Source organism: Roseicitreum antarcticum, assembly GCF_014681765.1.
In the GTDB taxonomy this organism is placed as follows: Bacteria; Pseudomonadota; Alphaproteobacteria; order Rhodobacterales; family Rhodobacteraceae; genus Roseicitreum; species Roseicitreum antarcticum.
This window is the reverse complement of the sequence record NZ_CP061498.1, coordinates 841,682-864,365: the sequence shown is the minus strand read 5'-3', so window position 1 is coordinate 864,365 and position 22,684 is coordinate 841,682. Positions and strand designations below refer to the sequence as shown.

Genomic DNA, 22,684 nt, shown 5'->3' with positions numbered 1-22,684 from the left:
GACTTCGGTGTAACGGGCAGGCATGATTGATACTTCCGCGATCCTTTGGTGGGTGCGCCGCGATATGCGCACCGCCGACAACCTGCTGCTGGCCCAGGCGGTGGCAACCGGCAGGCCGCTGGTTCCGGTTTTCATCTGTGATGATGCGGTCGAGGGGCTGGGCGCGGCACCCAAATGGCGGCTGGGGCTGGGGTTGGCGGCGTTTGGTGCGGCGCTGGAGAAACTCGGCGCGCGCCTGATCTTGCGGCGCGGCCCGGCGCTGACGGTCTTGCGCGACCTGATTGCGGAAACCGGCGCGGGGTCGGTCTGGTGGGGGCGGCAATATGACGATGCTGCGCAGGCGCGCGACAGCGACGTGAAATCCGCCCTGCGCGACGCGGGGCTGGATGCACGCAGCTTTCCCGGTCACTTGCTGTTTGAACCCTGGACGGTGAAGACCGGGCAGGGCGGCTTTTACCGCGTCTACACCCCCTTCTGGCGCGCCGTCGCGGGCCGCGAGGTGGATGCGCCCGAACCCGCGCCAAAGCGCCTGATCGCGCCTGCCGACTGGCCCGCCTCGGACGCGCTGGAGGATTTGCGCCTTGGCGATGCCATGCAGCGCGGCGCCGATGTTGTCGCGCCGCATACCAATGTCGGCGAGGCGCTGGCGCTGGACCGGCTGGCGCATTTCACGGACGGGCCGATTGCTGATTACAAGGCGCAGCGCGATCTGCCTGCCGCCCCCGGCACTTCGCGCCTGTCGGAAAACCTGACCTATGGCGAGATCGGACCCCGCACCATCTGGCACGCCGGGCAACGCGCACTGGCCGAGGGCGCAGCGGGGGCCGAGACCTTCTTGAAGGAACTGGTCTGGCGCGAATTCGCCTATCACCTGATGTTCCACACCCCCGAAATCCTGACCCGCAACTGGAAGCCCGAATGGGACAGCTTCCCCTGGCAGGCCGAGGGGCCGCAGATCCGGCGCTGGCAACAGGGCCGCACCGGCGTCGCCCTGGTCGATGCCGCGATGCGCGAGATGTACGTGACCGGGACCATGCACAACCGGGGCCGGATGATCGTAGCCTCGTACCTGACCAAGCATCTGATGACGCATTGGCGCGTCGGGCTGGACTGGTTCGCAGATTGTCTGATCGACTGGGACCCGGCGGCGAATGCGATGGGCTGGCAATGGGCGGCGGGCTCTGGCCCCGATGCCAGCCCCTATTTCCGCATCTTCAACCCTGATACGCAGGCGGAAAAGTTTGATGCCAAAGGTGTCTACCGGCGGCGCTGGCTGCAGACGCGGGGCAGTGGGGCCTCGGACCTTGCGCTGGCATTCTATGACGCCTGCCCGAAGGCTTGGGGCCTTAGCCCCGATGCGCCTGACCCTGCGCCCATGATCTCGCTGTCGGATGGCCGCGCGCGCGCGCTAGAGGCTTACAGCGCCCGCGACAGAGGCAAGTGATGGCACGAAATGACACCTTGCCCAAAGCGATGGCGCATGATTGCGCGCGGGCGGGCCTACAGCGTTACAAAACAGAAACTCTTGGAACTTTGCCCCGTATATGGGTAATAACCACTTAAACCGACGGGGAACACATGGCGGTACTGACAACGACACAGGGGCAGACTGATCTGCCGCGCTATTTCGCACGGGCCTTTGACCTGGCCGGACGGATCAACAAGGGGCGGCTGGATTTGGTGCTGCCCGATGGCCGCCGCTTCCGTGTGGAAGGGGAAAAGCCCGGTTTCGTCGCGGAAATCGACATCCACAATGTCGAGGTTTTCGCCCGCCTGATCCGCGACGGCGATCTTGGTTTCTCCGAGGCGTATATGGACGGCTGGTGGTCCACCCCCGACCTGCAGGCCTTCATGGACCTGATCCATGACGACAACCCCGCGCTTTATGATGATTTCTTGCCTATGCGCCTGGTGCGTGCCTTCGAGAAGATGCGCCACTGGCTGCGCTCGAACTCCAAGACGCAGGCGCGGCGCAATATTTCGTACCATTATGATCTCGGCAACGATTTCTACAAATTGTGGCTCGACGATTCCATGACCTATTCCTCGGCATTGTTCCGCACGGGGCAGGAGTCGCTGGAAAAGGCGCAAGAGCAGAAATATGCCTCGATGGTGGATCGGATGCAGGTGCAGCCGGGCGATCATGTGCTGGAAATCGGCTGCGGCTGGGGCGGTTTCGCCGAATATGCGGCAGGCCAGCGCGGGCTGAAAGTGACCGGGCTGACGATCAGCCAGGCGCAGCATGATTACGCCGTGGCCCGCATCGCGGCCGCCGGGCTGTCCGACCGCGTGGACATCCGCATGCAAGATTATCGCGACGAGACCGGCATCTATGACGGCATCGCCAGTATCGAGATGTTCGAGGCCGTCGGCGAACGCTACTGGCCGGTCTATTTCGAAACCCTGCGCGCCCGGCTGAAACCGGGATGTCGCGCCACGTTGCAGGTGATCACCGTGCCCGACGCACGCTTTGATATCTATCGCCGCAATGTTGATTTCATTCAGAAATACATCTTCCCGGGTGGGATGCTGGGCGCGGATAAGGCGCTGCGCGCGCAGGCCGCGCGGGTGGGGCTTGACGTTGACGGCTCGGTCGAGTTTGGTGGCAGCTACAGCCAGACGCTGCGCCGCTGGCACGATGCCTTCAGCGCGCGCTGGGATGATGTCAGCAAGATGGGATATGACATGCGGTTCCGGCGGATGTGGGATTTCTACCTGACCTCCTGCGCGGCGGCGTTCCATACCGGCATCTGCGATGTGACGCAATTCACGGTTACCCGCCCGGCATAGGAAGCCTTGGCCATGTTCACCCTGACACGGGCGACCGCTGCGCTGCTTCTGGCGGTATTGGCGCTGGTGCTGACTGGTGCCTACCGGGCGCTGGACCCGGAATTTCGTGCCAGCGGCATGTTGGAAGTCATCGTCGCGCTAAGCGCCGGGTGGATTGGCTGGGCAATGCTGGGCCCCCGGATCGACAGGCGCGTGGTCATGGGCATCTGGGCCACGATGCAGGCGCTGGTGGTGGCGGCGATCGTGGCCATGGCGGTGTTGGGGGTGGCGCAGGTCTTCCGGCGCGGCTACGACATGGAATACGACGGCGTGGAAGAAGCGGTGCTTGGTTTCTTCGCCATCCTTCAGGAATTTGTCACACCGATGTGGGATGCCGGGTTCCTGACGCAAGCGGCCCTTGGCAGCGCGCTTGTAGGGCTGATTGTGGTGGCCGCCTTCCGGTGGTTTGAGGGGCGGCGAAAGGGCTGAGAATGGTGGCGGTATTTCTGTACGGAACCTTGCAGCACGCACCGCTGTTCGATGCGGTTGCGGGCTGCGCGCCTGCCGGGCGCCCTGCGTCCCTGCCGGGCCATGCGGTGCGCGCGGTGGTGGGGCAGGCTTTTCCGCTGCTGTGTGTGGACGACGGGGCGGCGGGTGCCGAGGGGCTGCTGGTTGACCTGCCGGACAGCGCTGTTGCCGCGCTGGATCTTTATGAAGGCGCGTTCGGCTACACGCGCGCGACCCGTACTGCCCTGTGCGTCGGGGACGATGCGCCCGTCGCCGCGCAGGTCTACCTGCCTGCCGATAACGCGTGGGAAACCGCGGGCGACTGGAATCTGGACCACTGGGCGGCCAGCTACGGAGCGATGAGCGCGCACGCCGTGTCCGAGGTTATGGCCATTGCCCGCAATCCCGCCACACCTGACGCGGCGCGGGTGCGCTATCCCATGGCGCTGGCCCGGGCGGATGCCCATCTGCGTGCGCAGGCCGCCTCCGCGCCCGCCCGCCTGCGCCGCCAACCCGCGCCCGGTGACATAGAGACGGTGCATTTCGACCGGCCCTATGCGTATTTCTTCGGGGTCGAGGTGTCCGACCTGCGGTTTCGCCGGTTTGACGGCAGTTACAGCGATGTCGCGCGGCGCGCGGCCTTCATCATGGCGGATGCGGTGACGGTGCTGCCCTATGACCCGGTGCGCGATGTGGTGCTTCTGGTGGAACAGTTCCGCTATGGGGTATTGGCGCGCGGCGACCGCAACCCCTGGTCGCTGGAATGCATCGCAGGGCGGATCGACCCCGGTGAGGCACCGCAGACCGCCGCCCGCCGCGAGGCCGAGGAAGAGGCGCGGCTGATCCTGACCGACCTGACCGAAGTGTCGCGCGGCTATCCCAGTCCCGGCGCGGTGACCGAATACCTCTACAATTACCTTGCGCTGTGCGAGCTGCCTGACGCCGCAGCGGGCGTCGCCGGCGTGGAAGGCGAGGATGAGGATATCCGATCCCATATCGTGCCGTTCCAGACGCTGATGGACTTGATTGCCAGCAACGAGGTCGAAAACGGGCCACTGATCACCACGGCCTTCTGGCTTGCACTCAACCGTGACGCGCTGCGCCGCACCGCACTCAGCCCGGGTGCGTGACAACGATAGACGTGATGACGATGCAACTGGGTCGGGCTGGTCAGTACGCCCCGGGCTGCTACCACAGGCTTCTTGAACAAAAAGGGCGCTGACCTGCTGTCAGCGCCCTTTTTCAATCAGGTTGGTCTGCATCAAGGGGCCAGATTGTCAGCCCCCTGGAGCACTCAGCACCGGCGCCTTAAGACTGGCGGAATTCGCGCAGCAGGAATTCGGGCACATGGTCGCCCATGCCCACGACCTGACCGCCCGAATTGGACCCCGAATTGCGCGGTCCACGGTCATCATTGTCGCGGCGACCGCCGCGGCGGCGGCCTTGCAGATCGGTGACCAGTGCCGCCTGCGGCCCGGCGGCGCGGGCGTTTTCCGGCGCGGCGGGGGGGACGTCGGCTACTGGCGTTGCATCAGGCGGCGTGGTGTCGGGCGGCGTGGTGTCGGCCGGTGCGGGCGCTTCGGCCAGCGCCACGCGACCGCGCTTTGCGGCGGGTACCACGGTGGCGCTGTGCGTCGCGGCCTCTGCCGTGTCGGGGGTGGCATCTGCCTCGCGTGGCTTGCTGCCCCGTGTGCGGGTGCGGCGGCTGCGCGGGGCCGGGCTGTCAGCTGTGCCGCTGGCGGACCCCTCGGGTGCAGCGGCCTGCGCTGCCGCAGGGGCAACCTGCGGTGCATCGGCGGCGGGCGCCTCTTCGGCCACGGCGCGTTTGCTCAGCGGCGAGACGCCACGGGGCAGGGTGCTTTGCAGCATATGCTCGATCGCGTCCAGATACTTGGCATCCGACGGTGTGGACAGGGTGAACGCCTTGCCCAAGCGCCCGGCGCGGCCCGTGCGGCCGATCCGGTGCACGTAATCCTCGGCATGGCTGGGCACGTCGAAGTTGAACACATGGCTGACCGAGGGCACATCCAGCCCGCGCGCGGCGACGTCAGACGCCACGAGGTAGCGCAGCTTACCCTCGCGGAAGCCATCCAGCGTGCGGGTACGCATCGACTGGTCCAGATCGCCATGGATCGGTGCGGCATCCAGCCCGTGTTTCTTCAGCGATTTCGCCACGACATCCACATCCACCTTGCGGTTGCAGAAGATGATGGCGTTGGTGCAGGCCTCGCCCTCCTGCGCGATCAACGCGCGCAACAGGTCGCGTTTCTCCGACGCCGCACGGTCCTTGCGCGACGGGGTGAATTCGATCAGCGCCTGTTCGATGGTGGCCGAGGTCGTGGCCTGACGCGCCACTTCGATCCGTGCGGGGTTCGACAAGAAGGTGTTGGTGATCCGCTCGATCTCGGGCGCCATGGTGGCGGAATAGAAGAAGGTCTGGCGGGTGAACGGCGTCAGGCTGAAGATGCGCTCAATATCGGGGATGAAGCCCATGTCCAGCATGCGGTCGGCTTCATCCACCACCATGACCTCGACGCCGGTCAGCAGCAGTTTGCCGCGCTCAAAATGGTCGAGCAACCGGCCCGGTGTCGCGATCAGCACATCGACGCCCCGCTCGATCAGCTTGTCCTGTTCGCCAAAGGCCACGCCACCGATCAACAGCGCCTTCGTCAACTTGGTGTATTTCGCATAAGTGTCGAAGTTTTCGGCGACCTGTGCCGCCAGTTCGCGCGTGGGGGCCAGCACCAGGCTGCGCGGCATGCGCGCCCGCGCACGGCCGCGGCGCAGGCGGGTAATCAGCGGCAGCGTGAAGCTGGCGGTTTTCCCGGTCCCGGTTTGCGCAATACCCAGCACATCCCGACCTTCCAGCGCGAAGGGAATCGCCTGTTCCTGGATCGGGGTAGGGGTTTCATATCCGGCCTCGATAACGGCCTTCAGGACCTTTGGGTCCAGCTTCAAGTCAGAGAATTTTATCATAAGCGTCCATATTTTACGGCATCGGGCCGTAAGGGGGTCAGGGGACGCATGCCTGTCGCGTCCCGGCATCTGGTGTGCGTGCATCAAGTTTTTGCGATGCACCGCTGGCCCGTGCGTATCCTAAAACGCGCATCGCGTCAATCTGGCGCCGGATCGCGGCCGAAAGGCGCAGCCAGCGCGCGATTTGACGCCGGTCAAATCGCCCAAGGCGTGAATTAACTGCCAATATGGCAGCAGTGCCGCATTGCCGTATTGATTAAATGCCTCACAAAGTTTATTCTAATACCAGATAAATTCTCGGCCAAATTTTGCCGTATTCCACCGTTAATTTCGCATAAACCTTAATTGTGGTGAAGCCTGAATGAAGCATGCGTGGCCAGCCAGCGGCCTGAACGAGATTTCAGGCGCGCAGTCGCAGTTGATCGGGGCGCCGGAACCGGCGCCGCGTTCGGTACCGGCCCCTGCGCAATTCGACAACATTCGCGGGATGATAAAGGCGGTCTTCAACGCCTCATCGGTTTCCATCACTTTCGACATCACCGATTTCGTACGTACCTCGGGCGTGGCGCAGGGCTATATGGCGACGCCTTTGATGCATGAAGAAAAGGTGCTTGGGGCCATTCGCGTGCTGGACCGCGCCAGCCGGGTGTTCACTTCGGCGGAACGCACGCTGCTGGACGGTTTTGCCTCGCTCGTCGTCGATCAGTACGAATTGTGGCGTCAGGCCAGCCGCGATCCGCTGACCGGCGCCATGACGCGGCGCGCCTTCACGCTGGACCTGCAAAAGGCCGTGGCGGCGCACCAACGTTCGGGCCAGGATGCGACGCTGATCATGTTCGACCTCGATCACTTCAAATCTGTAAACGACACCTTCGGCCACGCGGCGGGCGACGCCATATTGCAGCGCACCGGCGAGGTGGTGCAAGAGCAGTTGCGCGCCTATGACAGTTTCGGCCGCATGGGCGGGGAGGAATTCGCGATCCTTCTGTCGGGACCATTGTCTCCGGCAATTGAAGTGGCCGAGCGCGTGCGTCAGGCCATCGAACAGGCGGTATCGCAGCGCTACCACCACATTGGTTTCACGGCCAGTTTTGGTGTGGTTGGGTGCAGCGCCGACAGCCACTCGGCTGATGCGCTTTTGATGGCCGCCGATACGCAGCTTTATCGCGCCAAGCAGACCGGGCGAAACCGGGTCTGCGCATTGGTGCCAGAACCTGCGAACGCGATGATCTGAACGGGCGTGCTGCGTGCCTGTTCTGGTCGCAGGCACATGCGCTGACATCTTGCGATGGCGCGCGCGCTGGCCTATAGCGCGATCATGTCAAACATCGTCCTCAACCGCCCCGACCTGCCGCCCGAGATTGCCCGGAGGCGGACCTTTGCCATCATCAGCCACCCTGATGCCGGCAAGACCACGCTGACCGAGAAATTCCTGCTGTTTGGCGGCGCGATCCAGATGGCCGGGCAGGTGCGTGCCAAGGGCGAGGCGCGGCGCACGCGCTCGGATTTCATGCAGATGGAAAAGGACCGGGGCATCTCGGTTTCGGCGTCGGCCATGTCGTTTGAGTTTGGGCGCTTTCGCTTCAATCTGGTCGATACACCGGGGCACAGCGATTTCTCGGAAGACACCTATCGAACGCTGACGGCGGTGGATGCGGCGATCATGGTGATTGACGGGGCGAAGGGGGTAGAATCTCAGACACGCAAATTGTTCGAGGTCTGCCGCCTGCGTGACCTGCCGATCCTGACGTTTTGCAACAAGATGGACCGCGAAAGCCGCGACACGTTCGACATCATTGATGAGATTCAGGAAAATCTGGCCATCGACGTGACCCCCGCTTCCTGGCCCATCGGGATGGGCGTGGATTTCCTGGGCTGTTATGACCTGCTGCACGACCGGCTGGAACTGATGGACCGCGCCGACCGCAACAAGGTGGCCGAAACCATCGTGCTGAACGGGCTGGAAGACCCGCGCATGGCCGATCACATTCCCGCGCACCAACTGGCAAAGTTGCGCGAAGAGATTGAGATGGCGCGCGCGCTGCTGCCTGCGTTCAATCCGCAATCGGTGCTGGAGGGGCATATGACGCCCATCTGGTTCGGCTCGGCCATCAATTCCTTCGGCGTCAAGGAACTGATGGACGGCATGGCAAAATACGGCCCCGAACCGCAGCCGCAACGCGCAGAGCGCGAGATTGCGCCGGAAGAAACCGCCGTGACCGGCTTCGTCTTCAAGGTGCAGGCCAATATGGACCCCAAACACCGCGACCGCGTGGCGTTTGTCCGCCTTGCGTCGGGGCATTTTGAACGCGGCATGAAATTGCTGCACGTCCGCTCGAAGAAACAGATGGCGGTGTCGAACCCGGTGCTGTTCCTCGCCGCTGACCGCGAACTGGCCGAAGAGGCGTGGGCGGGCGACATCATCGGTATCCCCAACCATGGCCAGTTGCGCATCGGTGACGCGCTGACCGAGGGCGAGGCACTGCGGTTTACCGGCATCCCCAGCTTTGCGCCCGAATTGTTGCAGACCGTGCGCGCGGGCGATCCGATGAAGGCCAAGCATCTGGAAAAGGCGCTGACGCAATTCGCCGAAGAGGGCGCAGCCAAGGTGTTCAAGCCGTTCTTCGGCGCGGGCTTTATCGTCGGTGTGGTCGGCCAGTTGCAGTTCGAGGTGCTGGCCAGCCGGATTGAGCTGGAATACGGCCTGCCGGTGCGGTTCGAATCCTCACAATTCACCTCGGCCCGCTGGGTGTCAGGGTCGAAGGACGCGGTAGAGGCGTTCAGCCTGGCCAACAAACAACACATCGCGCATGACAGCGACGGCGACGTGGTGTTTTTGACCCGTCTGCAATGGGACATCGACCGTGTGGTGCGGGATTACCCCGAGATCCGGCTGACCGCGACCAAGGAAATGATGGTTTGATCCGCGTCCTACGCGATGCCCACGCGACCGACTGGCTGACGCTGGCGGGCCGCATCTTGCTGGCTGCGCTGTTCCTGGCGGGTGTGGTGCAGAAGGTTGCCGATCCCGGCGCGGCGCAGGCGCTGTTGGCCGGGCGGGGCCTGGCTGTCTGGTTGATCTGGCCCGCCACAGCCTTCACGCTGGTCGCAGGGCTGGGGCTGCTGACGGGGCCCTGGGTGCGGGGCTGGGCGTTGTTGCTGGCCTTCTATTGCATGGTGACCAGCGTGTTTCACCTGATCCCGTCCGACCCTTGGCAGATGAGCATCTTTGTTAAAAACTGGGCGGTTGCCGGGGGATTGCTCGCGCTGGCGGGGCAGGGGCCGGGCAGCATTGTCTGGTGGGGAAATCGCTAGCGCGATGTTGTGTTGCGCGCATTCGCAAACCGCGCGCGACGGTATTGTGCGCGCAGGTGCGTTTCGCGCGAAGCGGGTTTCCAATCTGGCGCAACGCGCACCACGCGCCGCACTCTGACAGAATGCTCCGCGTAAGCCAACGCGCCGTCCCCAGAGGTGGCCTACGTCGGTGTGCAACCATTGTGGTACTGGCGGCAAGCAGACCCTTGTCTTGCGGGTCCGCCCCGGCGCGGTCGTCGTTCAACAGCCCGGCGGTCGCATTGGCCCGCCCGGGAAAGGGCGCAGCGCCCGCTTCCCGAACCCGGCTTCACCCCCGCACGTAGCGTGCGCGTGCGCCACGCTCGATCGCGGCGGCGTGCAGGCGGTCGATGTCCAGCTCGTGCCGCACCTCTTCCAGAAACCGCAACTCAGGCTGCGCCAGCAGGCCATCCGATGCCGCCACATCGCACGACAGCGCATAGGCCGTCTCGAACAGCCGCTCGGGCAGGTTGTCGCGGATCAGGCCGAACAATGCATCCAGCCCGTCATCTTCCTCGAACAGGTCGAAAACCGTCTGGGCGATCACCTTGATGCGGTCCGTATCATAGCCTGCAAAGATCGGCAGATGGTTCACCACCTGCTGAATGGTCACCAGTTCGGCGGTACGGATATTGTCGTCCGCGGCCGATACGGCGATCATCAGCGACACAAGGCAATCTTGTGGGGACAGCGGGTGCGGTTCGGGGGCCATGATGTTTCCTGAAATTACGTGTGTCGCCGCGCACATTATTGACGCCACGTCGCGGGGGCAATAGGTAGCCATCTGTCCCCCGACCGGGATGCTACAAAAGAAAGTGACCGACATGACCGCCCTCCGCGATGCTGCAATGACCTCAAAAGCCTGGCCTTTTGAAGAAGCCCGTCGCCTGTTGAAGCGGTACGAGGCGGGCCCCCCCGAAAAGGGCCATGTCTTGTTTGAAACCGGCTATGGCCCCTCTGGCCTGCCGCATATCGGTACATTCGGCGAGGTGGCGCGCACCACGATGATCCGCCGCGCGTTCGAGGTGATTTCCGACATCCCCACCCGGTTGATCTGTTTTTCCGACGATCTGGACGGGATGCGCAAGGTGCCGGGCAATGTCCCCAACCCTGATGCTCTGCGCGAACACCTGCAAAAGCCGCTGACCAGCGTGCCTGACCCGTTTGAGAAATTCGACAGTTTTGGCGGCCATAACAATGCGATGCTGCGCCGGTTCCTCGATACCTTCGGGTTCGAGTATGAATTCGTCAGCGCGACCGACTTCTACCGCTCGGGCCGGTTCGACACGGTGCTGTTGCGCGCCGCCGAACGCTATGACGATCTTATGGCGGTGATGCTTAAATCCCTGCGCGATGAGCGGCAGCAAACCTATTCGATCTTCCTGCCGATCCATCCAGAGACCGGGCGCGTGCAATATGTGCCGATGAAGCATGTCGATGCCGCACGCGGCGAGGTGACATTTGACGATGAGCACGGGCGCGAATGGACGCTGCCGGTCACCGGCGGCAACGTGAAACTGCAATGGAAGCCTGATTTCGGCGCCCGCTGGGCCGCGCTCGATGTGGATTTCGAGATGTATGGCAAGGACCATTCCACCAACACCCCGATCTATGACCGCATCTGCGAGATTCTGGGCGGCCGCAAGCCCGAGCATTTCACCTATGAACTGTTCCTCGACGATCAGGGGCAGAAGATCTCTAAATCCAGCGGCAACGGGCTGACGATCGACGAATGGCTGACCTATGCCAGCACGGAATCGCTGTCCTATTTCATGTACCAAAAGCCAAAGACCGCCAAGCGGATGTATTTCGACGTGATCCCGAAGGCGGTGGACGAATATCATCAGCAGTTGCGCGCCTTTCCGACGCAAGACGCAAGCGCTCAGGCCGCAAACCCGGTCTGGCATATCCACAGCGGCGACGTGCCTGAATCGAAACTGGTGGTGCCGTTTGCCATGCTGTTGAACCTGGCCTCGGTGGCGGGGCAGACCGGCAAGGCAGGGCTATGGGGCTTCATCCAGCGCTACGCGCCCGATGCCGCGCCCGAAACTCACCCCGATCTGGATCAGGCGGCGGGTTTCGCGCTGCGCTACTTCACCGATTTCGTGGCCCCCACGCTGCAATTCCGCGCCGCAACAGAGCAAGAGGCCGCCGCGATGGCCGATCTTGCCGACCGGTTGGGCGCATGGGACGGCGGGCTGGACGCCGAGGCGCTGCAAACGCTGGTCTTCGCTGTTGGCAAGGACCACGGGTTCGAGCCGCTGCGCAACTGGTTCACCGCGCTGTACGAGGTGCTGCTGGGTCAGTCGCAGGGGCCGCGCTTTGGCGGCTTCATCGCTCTTTACGGCGTCGATGAAACCATCGCTCTGATCGGGCGCGGGCTGGCGGGCGATCTGGTCACCGCCTGAGCCGGGGCACAGATGCTGGCCGCCGCAATACCCGTCGCTCGCGCCTGAAATTGCGGCGCGGTGTCCGGGGGCTGGGGCACGGTTGCGTTTTGGTTTGATCCGGCGCCACGCTGCGCTAACTTTCCTTTGTATGATGGTTCAACAAAGGAATTCAGTCATGCGTCTGTGGTTTGTGTTTCCCGTCCTGATGATCCTGTCTACTTTGGCGGCGCGCGCCGATCTGGCCCGCATCCCCGCACTGGAAAGCGTCATCCAGGGCCAGCTCGATGCCTTCGGGCAAGATGATGTCGCTACCGCCTTCACCTATGCCTCGCCCACGATCAAGGCCATCTTCGGAACACCCGACAGGTTCGGCCAGATGGTCCGCAGCGGCTATCCGATGGTCTGGCGCCCTGCCGAGGTGCGCTATCTGGGCCTGCGCCGTGAGGCGGGCGCGCTCTGGCAGCGGGTGATGATCACCGACCAGCAAGGTGCGTTGCATCTGGTCGATTACGAGATGATCGAAACACCGGGCGGCTGGCAGATCAACGGCGTGATGTTGAAGCGCGACACTGCGGCAGGCGTCTGAGGGAGGGGGGGCGGTGATCCGGCCGGGGTTTTGCGCCAACGCCGCGTGATCCCTGCGGCGCATTCCTCTGCGCGCTCCGTCGTGTCCGTGGTCGGCATATCGCATGCCACGTCGTGTAAATCGCAGCGCGCGCCGTGGTTGCCCCTTGCATCCCGCCGCCACGCGCGGTAATTCGCCCGTAAGGTCGGAGTGTAGCGCAGCCCGGTAGCGCACCTGCTTCGGGAGCAGGGGGTCGGAGGTTCGAATCCTCTCACTCCGACCAGTGATTTCCCCCATTGTAGTGATCAGCTCGCTTGCCGGCCCCCGGATCAGGCTGCGTGTATTGATGTCATTCATTTGCAAGAACTTTCCCTGCGCACCTTGCCGCGCGGGTGCGTTGTCCCAGAAACATTCGGGTCCCGGTGCAGGGGCCGACGCTTGCAATCCATGCTGCCGGGCGCTCTTTCACGCCGGGGGCAGGGGCAGTTCACGCCGGGGGCAGGGCGGCAGGCGGTCGCAGGCTCTGAGCCGCAGGCAAAGCCCTCCGGTCTGACAGGGTGGGACGCAGCGTGGTGCGTGCTTCGCATCGCCGCGCAGTGTGGCACGTTGAAACACCCTCGACGCAGCGCAAACCCGCACACCAGAGCGGCCGCGCGCTGTCCCCAACGCACCCCTCCGAAAACGTCAGGTCGGCCCGGCCCCGGTCCCGTCCGCTTACGCCCGCTGCCGCGCCTGTGCATCGGCGCGGGCCTGCGTCAGCAGCATCTGCGCCACGCCGATGGCAATTGCCTGTGGATGTTTGCCAAGCTGCGGATCGCCGATCGGGCAGGTAAGGCGTGCAATCGACGCCGTGCCATGCCCCAGCGCCCGCAGCCGCGTCTGGAACCGCGCCCATTTGCTGGCCGACCCGATCAGCCCCGCCGTGCAAAACCCGTGGTCCAGCAGGTGGTGGCAAAGCGCAAGGTCCAGCGCATGCGAGAAGGTCACGATCAGATGCGCCGCATCGCGCGGGGCATAGGTGACCAGCCCGGCGGGTGCGGCGGCGGGCACGATGGTCACGCCCTCAGGGACCTGCGCGGGGAAGCGGTCGGGCGCGGTATCGACCCAGGTGATCGCAAAATCAGGAAGGGGCGAAAGGACATCGACCAGCGCGCGCCCCACATGCCCCGCGCCCCAGATCCATAGCGGGCGCGCGGGGCGGGCCATGGCCTCGACCAGCCAGCCCTGCGTGAGCACCGGCGCATGGGCGGTATTCCCGGCCCGCAGCCCGGCCAGCGCCTTGCGCACGGCAAGCGGCATCGCGGTGTCAGGGGCCGGGTCTGCCGCCCAGCCCCGCGTCTGGCCTTCGGGGCTGGGCGGTGGAACGCTCTGCGCGCCGGGACTGCCTTGCTGCTGCGCACCATGCTGCGGCTGCGGCGGGCCCTCCTCGGGTTGCCCGTCTCTGGCGCCGCCCGCATGCACGGCGACATGACCAACCGGGCGGGCAAAGCTGTCACCCTCTGGCGGCAAGGTCTCGGCGGTGAAACGCTCATAAACCAGCGTTACGGCCCCGCCGCAGCACTGTCCCAGCGCCGGGCCCAGTGGCACGCGCTCGACAAGCGACCGCCCCGGCAGGGCAAGCGCCCGGGCGCAGGCCGCATATTCCAGCGCGCCGCCGCCGATGGTGCCGGACTGGCCGAAGCGGTGCAGGCGATCGCCGCCCATTGGCGGCCCCCCGTTGTCCGGTTGTCCGGCGGTGCCCCATGGTTCAACGCTGCTCTGTACAGCGGAACTATCCACTCTGTCGATTGCCCCCGAAGGCCAGTTGCCCCCCGTCTGCGCGCTGCCCCCCGTCTGCGCGCTGCGCTCCGCCTGCCGAAGGCTATCCGGCAGGTGCGGGCGATCCGTCAGGCTGCGGGTATCGGACAAGTCGAACCTGTCTGGCACACCAAGTTTCTCTGGCACACCAAGTTTCTCCGGCGCGCCCATGGTGCCCGATCGCCCCAACCCGTCCGATGCGCCGCGCGCCCCCTCGGAGGGTTCTCTGCGCCCCGGCGCGCTTTGCGCCCAGACCAGCATGGCCGCTCCGGCCTCGCGCGGGCTCGATCCTGCATGCGCGGCAATCACCACCCGGGTGACGCTGCCATGCCGCGCCACCGCTGCGCGCAGGGCGGCAAGGTCAAAGCTCATCGGGGCCGCCTTCGCGTTGCCGCGCAACAGCGGCCAGCAGCCGCTCAGGCGTCGCGGGGGCGTCAAGCGCGGCATAGCGGCTGCCATCCCCGCAGGCCGCCACCGCATCCGACAGCGCCATCAGGACCGAAATGCCGTGCATCAACGGTGGCTCGCCCACAGCTTTCGACTTGCCCACCGTGTCGGCCAGGTTGGCTTGGTTCCACAGGGCCACGTTGAACACCTCGGGGCGGTCGGAACAGGCGGGGATCTTGTAGGTCGACGGCGCATGCGTGCGCAGCCGCCCCGACGCATCCCAGACCAGTTCCTCCATCGTCAGCCAGCCCGCGCCCTGTACAAAGCCGCCCTCGATCTGCCCAATGTCCAGCGCCGGGTTGAGCGAGGTGCCGGTGTCATGCAAGATATCGGTGCGCAGGATGCGGTTCTCGCCGGTCAGCGTGTCCAGCACCACCTCCGAACAGGCCACGCCATAGGCGAAATAGTAAAACGGCCGCCCCTTGCCGCGCAAACGGTCCCAGCTCAGGTCCGGGGTGCGGTAAAACCCGGTGGCCGACAGGCCGATGCGGTCCGCATAGGCGCGCGCCACCACCTCGGCAAAGCTGTAGTCGGCGCCTGCCACGCGCACACGCCCGTCGCTGAAGGTCACAGCGCTGCCAGCACCTGCCGCTGCATCCACCTGATGTTGCGCCATCAGAAACGCGGCCAGCCGGTCGCGCAGGGTTTCGCACGCGATGCGCACCGCCATGCCGTTCAGATCCGCGCCCGAGGATGCCGCCGTGGCCGAGGTATTGGGCACCTTGCCAGTATCCGTCGCGGTGATCTTCACCGCGCCGACCTCCAGCCCAAAGACCCCCGCAGCCACCTGCGCCACCTTCTGGAACAGCCCCTGTCCCATTTCGGTCCCGCCATGATTCATGTGGATCGAGCCGTCTTGGTATATATGCACCAGCGCGCCTGCCTGGTTGAGGTGGCTCAGCGTAAAGGAAATGCCGAACTTCACCGGCGTCAGGGCGATGCCGCGCTTCAGCACCGGGTTGCCGGCGTTCCACGCCCGGATTTGGGCGCGCCGCACGCCATATTCGCAATGCGCGGCAAGGTCATCGGTCATGGCGTGCAAGATGAAATCGGTGACGTCCATGCCGTAGGGCGTGGTCTGACCACAAGGCCCGTCTGCCGGCGCTGCGGGGGGGGGAGGGGCGGCGTCGCCGCCCCGTTGGGGGGCAGACAGCCCCCCATCCCCGCCCGCCGCAGGCGCTGCGTTTTCTGCCGGAGGCGAAATCGTATGCTCCTCCGCTCCGCGCCCATCGCCGGTCGCCGTCGCCAACAGCGCCGCTGTACCCCCGCCCGCCGCAGGCGCGTTCCCGCCCGCCGCAGGCGCAAGCGGCGCCGCCGCGTTCCCGCCCGCCGCAGGCGATATGTTCGCTGCATCGGCATAGTAATTCGCCCGCCGCACCTCCAGCGGGTCACGGCCCACGGCATGGGCGATATGGTCCATGACCCGCTCGATCCCCAGCATGCCCTGCGGCCCGCCAAAGCCCCGGAAGGCGGTCGCGGATTGGGTGTTGGTGCGCAGCCGGTGGCTCTCGATGCGCACATGCGGCAGATCATAGGCGTTGTCTGCATGCAGCATCGCGCGGTCGGCCACCGGCAGCGACAGGTCCATCGCCCAGCCGCAGCGCGTCAGATGCTGAAACGTGATGCCCAGCACGCGGCCCATCGCGTCCATGCCCGCGCGGTAACGAATGCGGAAGTCATGCCGCTTGCCGGTAATCATCATGTCGTCGTCGCGGTCATAGCGCATCTTGCACGGCGCGCCGGTGTGTGCGGCGGCCAGCGCGCAGGCCACGGCCAGCGCGTTGCCTTGGCTCTCCTTCCCGCCAAAGCCGCCGCCCATGCGCCGCACTTCGACCCGCACGGCATGCATCTGCAGGCCCAGGGCCTCGGCCACCTTGTGCTGGATCTCGGTCGGGTGCTGGGTCGAGGCATGGATGATCATGTCCCCGCCTTCTTGCGGCAGCGCCAGGGCCGCCTGACCCTCCAGGTAGAAATGTTCCTGCCCGCCCATCTCGATCGTGCCTTCGACCTGATGCGCGGCCTGCGCGATGGCGGCATCGGGGGCACCCTTGGTCCAGATGCGCGGCCCGTCCTCGAACCGGCTGCTTGCTGCCAACGCCTCATCCATTGTCAGGATCGCGGGCAGCGGGTCATGGCTGATCCGGCCCAGCCGCGCCGCCTTGCGCGCCGCCAGATGGCTGTCGGCCACCACCACGAACACCGGCTGGCCCAGATAATGCACCACGCCATCCGCCAAAAGCGGCTCATCATGGTTTGAGGGTGAGCAATCGGCACCCCGTGCCAGATCGCCCGCGGCCAGCACCGCGACCACGCCCGGGGCGGCGCGCACCGCGTCAAGATCCAGCCCCGTGATCGTGCCATGCGCAACCTCGGACAAGCCAAAGGCCAGATGCAGCGTGCCGCGCGGGGTGGGGATGTCATCGACATAGCGCGCCGTGCCCGCGACATGCAGGGCGGCGGCATCATGCGGCAGTGCCGCGCCGTTCGGCGCCGCTTTCGGGGTTTCGGGTGTCATGGCCTTCATGCCCGCACCTCCTGTGTCGCTTGGCGGTGGCGCGTGGGGGCGGCGCACAGGGGCACGCGGCGCGTGCGCTGGTTTGTCATCCTCATGCCCGCACCTCCAGCACCCGCGTGGCGATGCCCTGATCTTCCAGGAAATAGCGCAGCAGCAGGTTTTGCGCCGTCTGCATCCGGTACGCGGCAGAGGCGCGCATATCCGACAGGGGCGCGAAATCTTGCGCCATCGCCGCCATGGCGCGCGCCACGCTGTTGCGGTCCCAGGGCGCGCCGCTCAGCGCGGCTTCGGCACCATGCGCCCGGGCGGGTGTGCCCGCCATGCCGCCAAAAGCGATGCGTGCGGCGCTGACCTGCCCATCCACGACCGTGATGTTGAAACAGCCGCACAGCGCCGAGATATCCTGATCGAAGCGTTTCGCGATTTTGTAGCATTTCAGCCGGTCGGGCTGGCGCGGGATCGTCACCGCCTCGACAAACTCACCCGCGTGGCGGTCCTGTTTGCCGTAGTCGATGAAAAAATCCTCCAGCGGCAGCGAGCGCCGCGTTGCGCCGTGGCGCAGGTGCAGCACCGCCCCCAGCGCGATCAGCGCGGGCGGGCTGTCCCCGATGGGCGAGCCGTTGGCGATATTCCCCCCCACGGTCGCTGCATTGCGCACCTGGGCAGAGCCATAGCGCCGGATCAGTTCGGCGAAATCGGGGTGAATGGGTGCGATGGCCTCGCGCAGGTCGGCAAGCGTCGTCATCGCGCGAATGTGGATTTCGCTGTCGCTGACGGTGACCCCGCGCAGATCCGCGATCCCGCCCAGGAATGCCACCGGCGACAGGTCGCGCAATTGCTTGGTCACCCACAGCCCCACATCGGTCGCGCCGGCGATCAGCGTGGCCTGCGGGTGGGCCGCGTACCAATCGGCCAGCGCGTCCGAGGTGCGTGGCCTGAACACCGCAGCCTCCGCATCGCGCTCAACGCCATCCGCCGCCACCATGGCCGCGCGCGCAGCTTCATCCTGGGCAATCCAGTCGGGCAGGGCGGCTTCCGCCGCCGCCTCTGCCGCGCGGATGATTGGCGCATAGCCGGTGCAGCGGCACAGGTTGCCCGCCAGTTGGTCGTCATGGTCGGTCGCGCCCTCGGCATGCGCCGTGACCATCGACATCACGAAACCCGGCGTGCAAAAGCCGCATTGACTGCCATGATGCGCCACCATGGCCTGCTGCACCGGATGCGGCGCTTCTGCGCTGCCCACGCCTTCGACCGTGCGCACCGCGCGGCCTTCCAATTGCGGCAAGAACAGGATGCAGGCGTTCAGCGCGCGGGCGCCATCGGCGTCGCTGACCATCACGGTGCAGGCGCCGCAATCGCCTTCATTGCAGCCTTCCTTGGTCCCGGTCAGCCCGCGTTCGTCGCGCAGCCAGTCCAGCAACGTCACTGTTGGGGTGGGGCAGGCCACCCGCACCGGCGTTCCGTTAAGCAGAAACGCAACTTCTGTCATGGGTAAATTCCACCGCTGTCTTTGGCATTGTCTGTGTCACGGCAGGGCCCCCCGATGCGGTGTAAAGCGGCCTCGCGTCTCGCAGCAAATCCAAGATTTGACCGGGTGGCAAGGAAAATCTGCGTGTGTTCTGTAACGCCGCGCGCAGTTGCACAGCCGGTAGGCGCAAGCCTGGCAGCATGCGGCAGGGCTGGAAGGCGTCGCGCGGCGGCATGGTGTCAGTCGGCCTTGGGCGGTCTTGCTGCCATCTTTTGCGCCATCACCGAATGCCCGGCTTCGTTCAGGCGCCAGATGCATGCACACGCCCTGTCCCGCCCGACTGTCTGAAAACCTGTTTCCCCCCCGGCCCAACCGCGCTAGACCACACCCATGACCAACACCCCCCGATTCATCCACCTGCGCGTGCACACCGAATATTCCTTGCTGGAAGGGGCGGTGCCGCTGAAGCAATTGGTGAAGCTCACGGCAGCGCAGGGCCTTCCCGCCGTGGCGGTGACCGACACCAACAACATGTTCGCCGCGCTGGAATTCGCGGTGACGGCGGCGGGGGCGGGGGTGCAACCGATCATGGGCTGTCAGGTCTCGGTCGCCTATGACCCCGTGCAGGTGGGCGAAAAGCCGCGGATGCCCGCGCCGGTGGTCCTGCTGGCCCAGTCCGAGGTCGGGTACATGAACCTGATGCGCCTCAACTCGGCGCTCTATCTGAAGACCGACGGGCAGGTGCCGCAGGTCAGCGTCGATGAACTGCTGGGCCATGCCGATGGCCTGATCTGCCTGACCGGCGGTGCGAATGGCCCGGTGGGTCACTTCCTTCAGGCCGGGCAGAGTGACAAGGCGGAGGCGCTGTTGCGCCAACTGGCCAACGCGTTCGACGGGCGGCTTTACGTCGAATTGCAACGCCACGCCGATGAGGGCGGGCAGATGATGCCCGCCGAACGCGCGACCGAGCGTGCTTTTGTCGAGATGGCCTACGACATGGCCCTGCCGCTGGTCGCCACCAACGATGTGCATTTCCCCAAGGCCAAGATGTACGAGGCCCATGATGCCCTCTTGTGCATCGCCGATGGCGCCTATGTCGATCAGGCCGCACCCCGCCGCCGCCTGACCCCGCAGCATTACCTGAAAACCGCCGACGAGATGGCCGCGCTCTTCGCCGACCTCCCCGAGGCGGTCGAGAACACCGTGGAAATCGCCCGCCGCTGCGCCTTCATGGCCTATCGCCGCGATCCGATCTTGCCGAAATTCGCCGATGATGAGGTGGAAGAGCTGCGCCGTCAGGCCCGCGCCGGGCTGGAGGGCCGCCTGGCGGTCATCCCCCATGCGGTGCCCGTGGCGCAATACGAGGCCCGGCTGGAGTTTGAGCTGGGCATCATCGAAGGCATGGGGTTTCCCGGCTATTTCCTGATTGTGGCCGATTTCATCAAATGGGCGAAGGATGAGGGCATCCCCGTCGGCCCCGGGCGTGGCTCGGGCGCGGGCAGCCTTGTGGCCTATGCGCTGACCATCACCGACCTTGACCCCCTGCGCTACAACCTGCTGTTTGAACGCTTCCTCAACCCCGAACGGGTGTCGATGCCGGATTTCGACATCGACTTCTGCATGGACCGGCGCGAAGAGGTCATCCGCTATACGCAGGCAAAATACGGCCGCGACAAGGTGGGCCAGATCATCACCTTCGGCGCGCTTCTGTCCAAGGCTGCGGTGCGCGACGTGGGCCGGGTCTTGCAGATGTCCTACGGTCAGGTGGACCGGCTGTCGAAGATGATCCCGGTGGAAGGCGTGAAGCCTGTCAGCATCGAAAAGGCGCTGGCCGATGAGCCGCGCCTGCGTGAGGCCGCGCATGCCGAAGAGGTCGTGGCCCGCCTCCTCAACTATGCCCAGCAGGTCGAGGGGCTGTTGCGCAACGCCTCGACCCATGCGGCCGGCGTGGTGATCGGTGACCGCCCGCTCGACCAGTTGGTGCCGCTCTACCGCGACCCGCGCTCGGACATGCCCGCCACGCAGTTCAACATGAAATGGGTGGAACAGGCCGGGCTGGTGAAATTCGACTTTCTGGGCCTGAAAACCCTGACTGTGATCCAGAATGCCATCGACCTGATTGGCGCTTCGGGGCGCAACCTGCATACCGGCGCGGATGGCAAGCGGCTTTATGATCCCGTGCCCGGGGCGGAAAACCAGATCAACGCGATCCCGCTGGAGGATGAGGCCACGTACCGCCTGTATGCCAGCGCGCGCACGGTCGCGGTGTTCCAGGTGGAATCCTCGGGCATGATGGACGCGCTGCGGCGCATGAAACCGACCTGCATCGAAGACATCGTGGCGCTGGTGGCACTCTACCGGCCCGGCCCGATGGAAAATATTCCGACCTATTGCGAGGTGAAGAACGGGCTGCGAAAGCTCGAATCCATCCACCCCTCCATCGACTTCATTCTGGAGGAAACGCAGGGCATCATCGTCTACCAGGAACAGGTGATGCAGATCGCGCAGGTCATGGGCGGCTATTCGCTGGGCGGTGCAGACCTTTTGCGCCGCGCCATGGGCAAGAAGATCGCCGAGGAAATGGCCAAGGAACGCCCCAAGTTCATGGGAGGCGCGATCGCCAATAACGTCAGCCGCGAAAAGGCGGGTGAGGTCTTCGACCTGTTGGAGAAATTCGCCAATTACGGCTTCAACAAATCCCACGCCGCCGCCTATGCCGTGGTCAGCTATCAAACCGCGTGGCTGAAGGCCAACCATCCGGTGGAATTCATGGCCGCCGTGATGAACTGCGACCTGCACCTGACCGACAAGCTGAACGTCTACAAGCGCGAGGTTGACAGGCTGGGCATCCCCGTCATCCCGCCCTGCATCAACCGCGGGCAGGCGGTGTTCAGCGTGGCCGATGGCGCGCTGGTCTACGGCCTTGGCGCGCTGAAGAACGTCGGCGTCGAGGCGATGCGCCTGATCGTGGCGGGGCGCGGCGACACGCCGTTTGTCAGCCTTGCCGATGTGGCGCGCCGGGTGGATCTGAAGCGCGTCGGCAAGCGCCCGCTGGAAATGCTGGCGCGCGCAGGCGCGTTCGACGTGCTGGACCGCAACCGCCACCGGGTGTTCCAGGCGCTCGACGGGCTGGTGGCCTATTCGGCGGCGGTGGCCGATGCGAAGGCGTCAGATCAGGTGTCGCTCTTTGGTGCGGCAGGCACCGACATTCCCGAACCGCGCGCGCTGACCTGCGAGGATTGGCTGCCGATGGAGCGCCTGACGGCAGAGCATCAGGCGGTAGGCTTCTACCTGACCGGCCACCCGCTGGACGATTACCAGACCGCGCTGAAGCGCAAACAGGTGCTGACCCTGGCCGAGGTGACGCGGCAGGCTGCCAATGGCCCGATGGTGGCGAAACTGGCCGGTGCGGTCGCCTCGCGTCAGGAACGCAAATCGGCGCGCGGCAACCGCTTTGCCTTCGTGCAATTGTCCGACCCGACGGGGCTTTATGAGGTCACGGTTTTCTCGGACACGCTGGAGGCCGGGCGGCAGTTCCTTGAACCCGGCGCGTCCGTCGTCCTGACCGTCGAGGCGACGTTGGAGGGCGATCAGTTGAAACTGCTGGCGCGCGGCGTGACGCCGGTCGACGCCGTGGTGGCCGATGCGGGCGCGCTGGGTCTGCGCATCCATGTCGATCACGCGGGTGCCATCGCCGCCGTGGCCCGCCTGCTGGACGGCGCGCGGATCGCCAACCGCCGCCAGCGCGGCGCCCCGGTGCATTTTTGCGTGCATGACGTGGCGGGCGGCCAGCATGTCGATGTGTCCGTGGGCGAAGATTACGCCATCACCCCCCAGATCAAGGGTGCGGTGCGGGTGATCGAAGGCGTTTCGCTGGTCGAGGATGTTTAAGGTGGGCCCGCGCTGGACACCCCCGC

General features: G+C 65.4%; 14 protein-coding genes, 1 tRNA gene and 1 pseudogene. 11 read left to right on the top strand and 5 right to left on the bottom strand.

Annotated features, from left to right (window positions below; translation table 11 throughout):
- Positions 1–22: 22 nt before the first annotated feature.
- The 4 genes from H9529_RS03950 (at position 23) to H9529_RS03935 (ending at position 4,406) form a co-directional block, all read left to right on the top strand.
- Complete coding sequence (locus H9529_RS03950; protein ID WP_176847116.1) at positions 23–1,444, top strand: cryptochrome/photolyase family protein; 1,422 nt, start codon at positions 23–25, stop codon at positions 1,442–1,444.
- A gap of 134 nt (positions 1,445–1,578) precedes the next feature.
- Positions 1,579–2,790 carry an SAM-dependent methyltransferase gene (locus H9529_RS03945; RefSeq protein ID WP_092889605.1) on the top strand — a complete coding sequence of 404 codons (1,212 nt, stop codon included), beginning with the start codon at positions 1,579–1,581 and terminating at the stop codon, positions 2,788–2,790.
- A 12-nt stretch (positions 2,791–2,802) separates the two neighbouring features.
- Entirely contained in the window at positions 2,803–3,258 is a 456-nt protein-coding gene (locus H9529_RS03940) for a TrgA family protein (RefSeq protein ID WP_092889608.1), read from the top strand.
- Positions 3,259–3,260: 2 nt separating this feature from the next.
- Entirely contained in the window at positions 3,261–4,406 is a 1,146-nt protein-coding gene (locus H9529_RS03935; RefSeq protein WP_092889611.1) for a gamma-glutamylcyclotransferase, read from the top strand.
- Between the two features lie 178 nt (positions 4,407–4,584).
- Here H9529_RS03935 and H9529_RS03930 read toward each other — a convergent pair whose 3' ends face one another.
- Positions 4,585–6,252: a DEAD/DEAH box helicase gene (locus H9529_RS03930; RefSeq protein WP_092889614.1), complete on the bottom strand. Its 1,668-nt coding sequence runs from the start codon at positions 6,250–6,252 to the stop codon at positions 4,585–4,587.
- A 361-nt stretch (positions 6,253–6,613) separates the two neighbouring features.
- Here H9529_RS03930 and H9529_RS03925 point away from each other — a divergent pair, with 361 nt between their 5' ends.
- The 3 genes from H9529_RS03925 (at position 6,614) to H9529_RS03915 (ending at position 9,567) form a co-directional block, all read left to right on the top strand.
- The gene (locus H9529_RS03925) at positions 6,614–7,486 is read left to right on the top strand and encodes a GGDEF domain-containing protein (RefSeq protein ID WP_092889617.1); all 873 of its coding nucleotides are present in this window, start codon (positions 6,614–6,616) and stop codon (positions 7,484–7,486) included.
- Between the two features lie 84 nt (positions 7,487–7,570).
- The gene (locus H9529_RS03920; protein WP_092889907.1) at positions 7,571–9,175 is read left to right on the top strand and encodes a peptide chain release factor 3; all 1,605 of its coding nucleotides are present in this window, start codon (positions 7,571–7,573) and stop codon (positions 9,173–9,175) included.
- Positions 9,172–9,567 carry a DoxX family protein gene (locus H9529_RS03915; protein ID WP_223814286.1) on the top strand — a complete coding sequence of 132 codons (396 nt, stop codon included), beginning with the start codon at positions 9,172–9,174 and terminating at the stop codon, positions 9,565–9,567. Before H9529_RS03920 ends, H9529_RS03915 begins: the two co-directional genes overlap by 4 nt.
- 307 nt (positions 9,568–9,874) lie before the next feature.
- On the opposite strand, the gene H9529_RS03910 is transcribed toward H9529_RS03915, so the two are convergent.
- The gene (locus H9529_RS03910) at positions 9,875–10,297 is read right to left on the bottom strand and encodes a tellurite resistance TerB family protein (RefSeq protein WP_092889623.1); all 423 of its coding nucleotides are present in this window, start codon (positions 10,295–10,297) and stop codon (positions 9,875–9,877) included.
- 112 nt (positions 10,298–10,409) lie between these two features.
- Here H9529_RS03910 and H9529_RS03905 point away from each other — a divergent pair, with 112 nt between their 5' ends.
- From H9529_RS03905 to H9529_RS03895, 3 genes are all read left to right on the top strand, one after another.
- Complete coding sequence (locus H9529_RS03905) at positions 10,410–11,993, top strand: lysine--tRNA ligase (RefSeq protein ID WP_092889626.1); 1,584 nt, start codon at positions 10,410–10,412, stop codon at positions 11,991–11,993.
- 157 nt (positions 11,994–12,150) lie between these two features.
- The gene (locus H9529_RS03900) at positions 12,151–12,561 is read left to right on the top strand and encodes a DUF4864 domain-containing protein (RefSeq protein WP_092889629.1); all 411 of its coding nucleotides are present in this window, start codon (positions 12,151–12,153) and stop codon (positions 12,559–12,561) included.
- Positions 12,562–12,746: 185 nt separating this feature from the next.
- Positions 12,747–12,823: transfer RNA gene (locus H9529_RS03895), tRNA-Pro, on the top strand.
- A 431-nt stretch (positions 12,824–13,254) separates the two neighbouring features.
- Here H9529_RS03895 and xdhC read toward each other — a convergent pair.
- The 3 genes and pseudogenes from xdhC to xdhA form a co-directional block, all read right to left on the bottom strand.
- Positions 13,255–13,842, bottom strand: a pseudogene (gene xdhC / locus H9529_RS03890) (xanthine dehydrogenase accessory protein XdhC); the annotation flags it as partial.
- A gap of 856 nt (positions 13,843–14,698) precedes the next feature.
- Positions 14,699–17,308 carry a xanthine dehydrogenase molybdopterin binding subunit gene (locus tag H9529_RS03880; RefSeq protein WP_223814285.1) on the bottom strand — a complete coding sequence of 870 codons (2,610 nt, stop codon included), beginning with the start codon at positions 17,306–17,308 and terminating at the stop codon, positions 14,699–14,701.
- Positions 17,309–17,390: 82 nt separating this feature from the next.
- On the bottom strand, positions 17,391–18,788 hold the full coding sequence (gene xdhA / locus H9529_RS03875) for a xanthine dehydrogenase small subunit (RefSeq protein ID WP_092889633.1): 1,398 nt from the start codon (positions 18,786–18,788) through the stop codon (positions 17,391–17,393).
- 369 nt (positions 18,789–19,157) lie between these two features.
- Between xdhA and dnaE the strand changes: the two genes are divergently transcribed.
- Positions 19,158–22,658 carry a DNA polymerase III subunit alpha gene (dnaE, locus tag H9529_RS03870; RefSeq protein WP_092889636.1) on the top strand — a complete coding sequence of 1,167 codons (3,501 nt, stop codon included), beginning with the start codon at positions 19,158–19,160 and terminating at the stop codon, positions 22,656–22,658.
- The last annotated feature ends 26 nt before the right edge of the window (positions 22,659–22,684 follow it).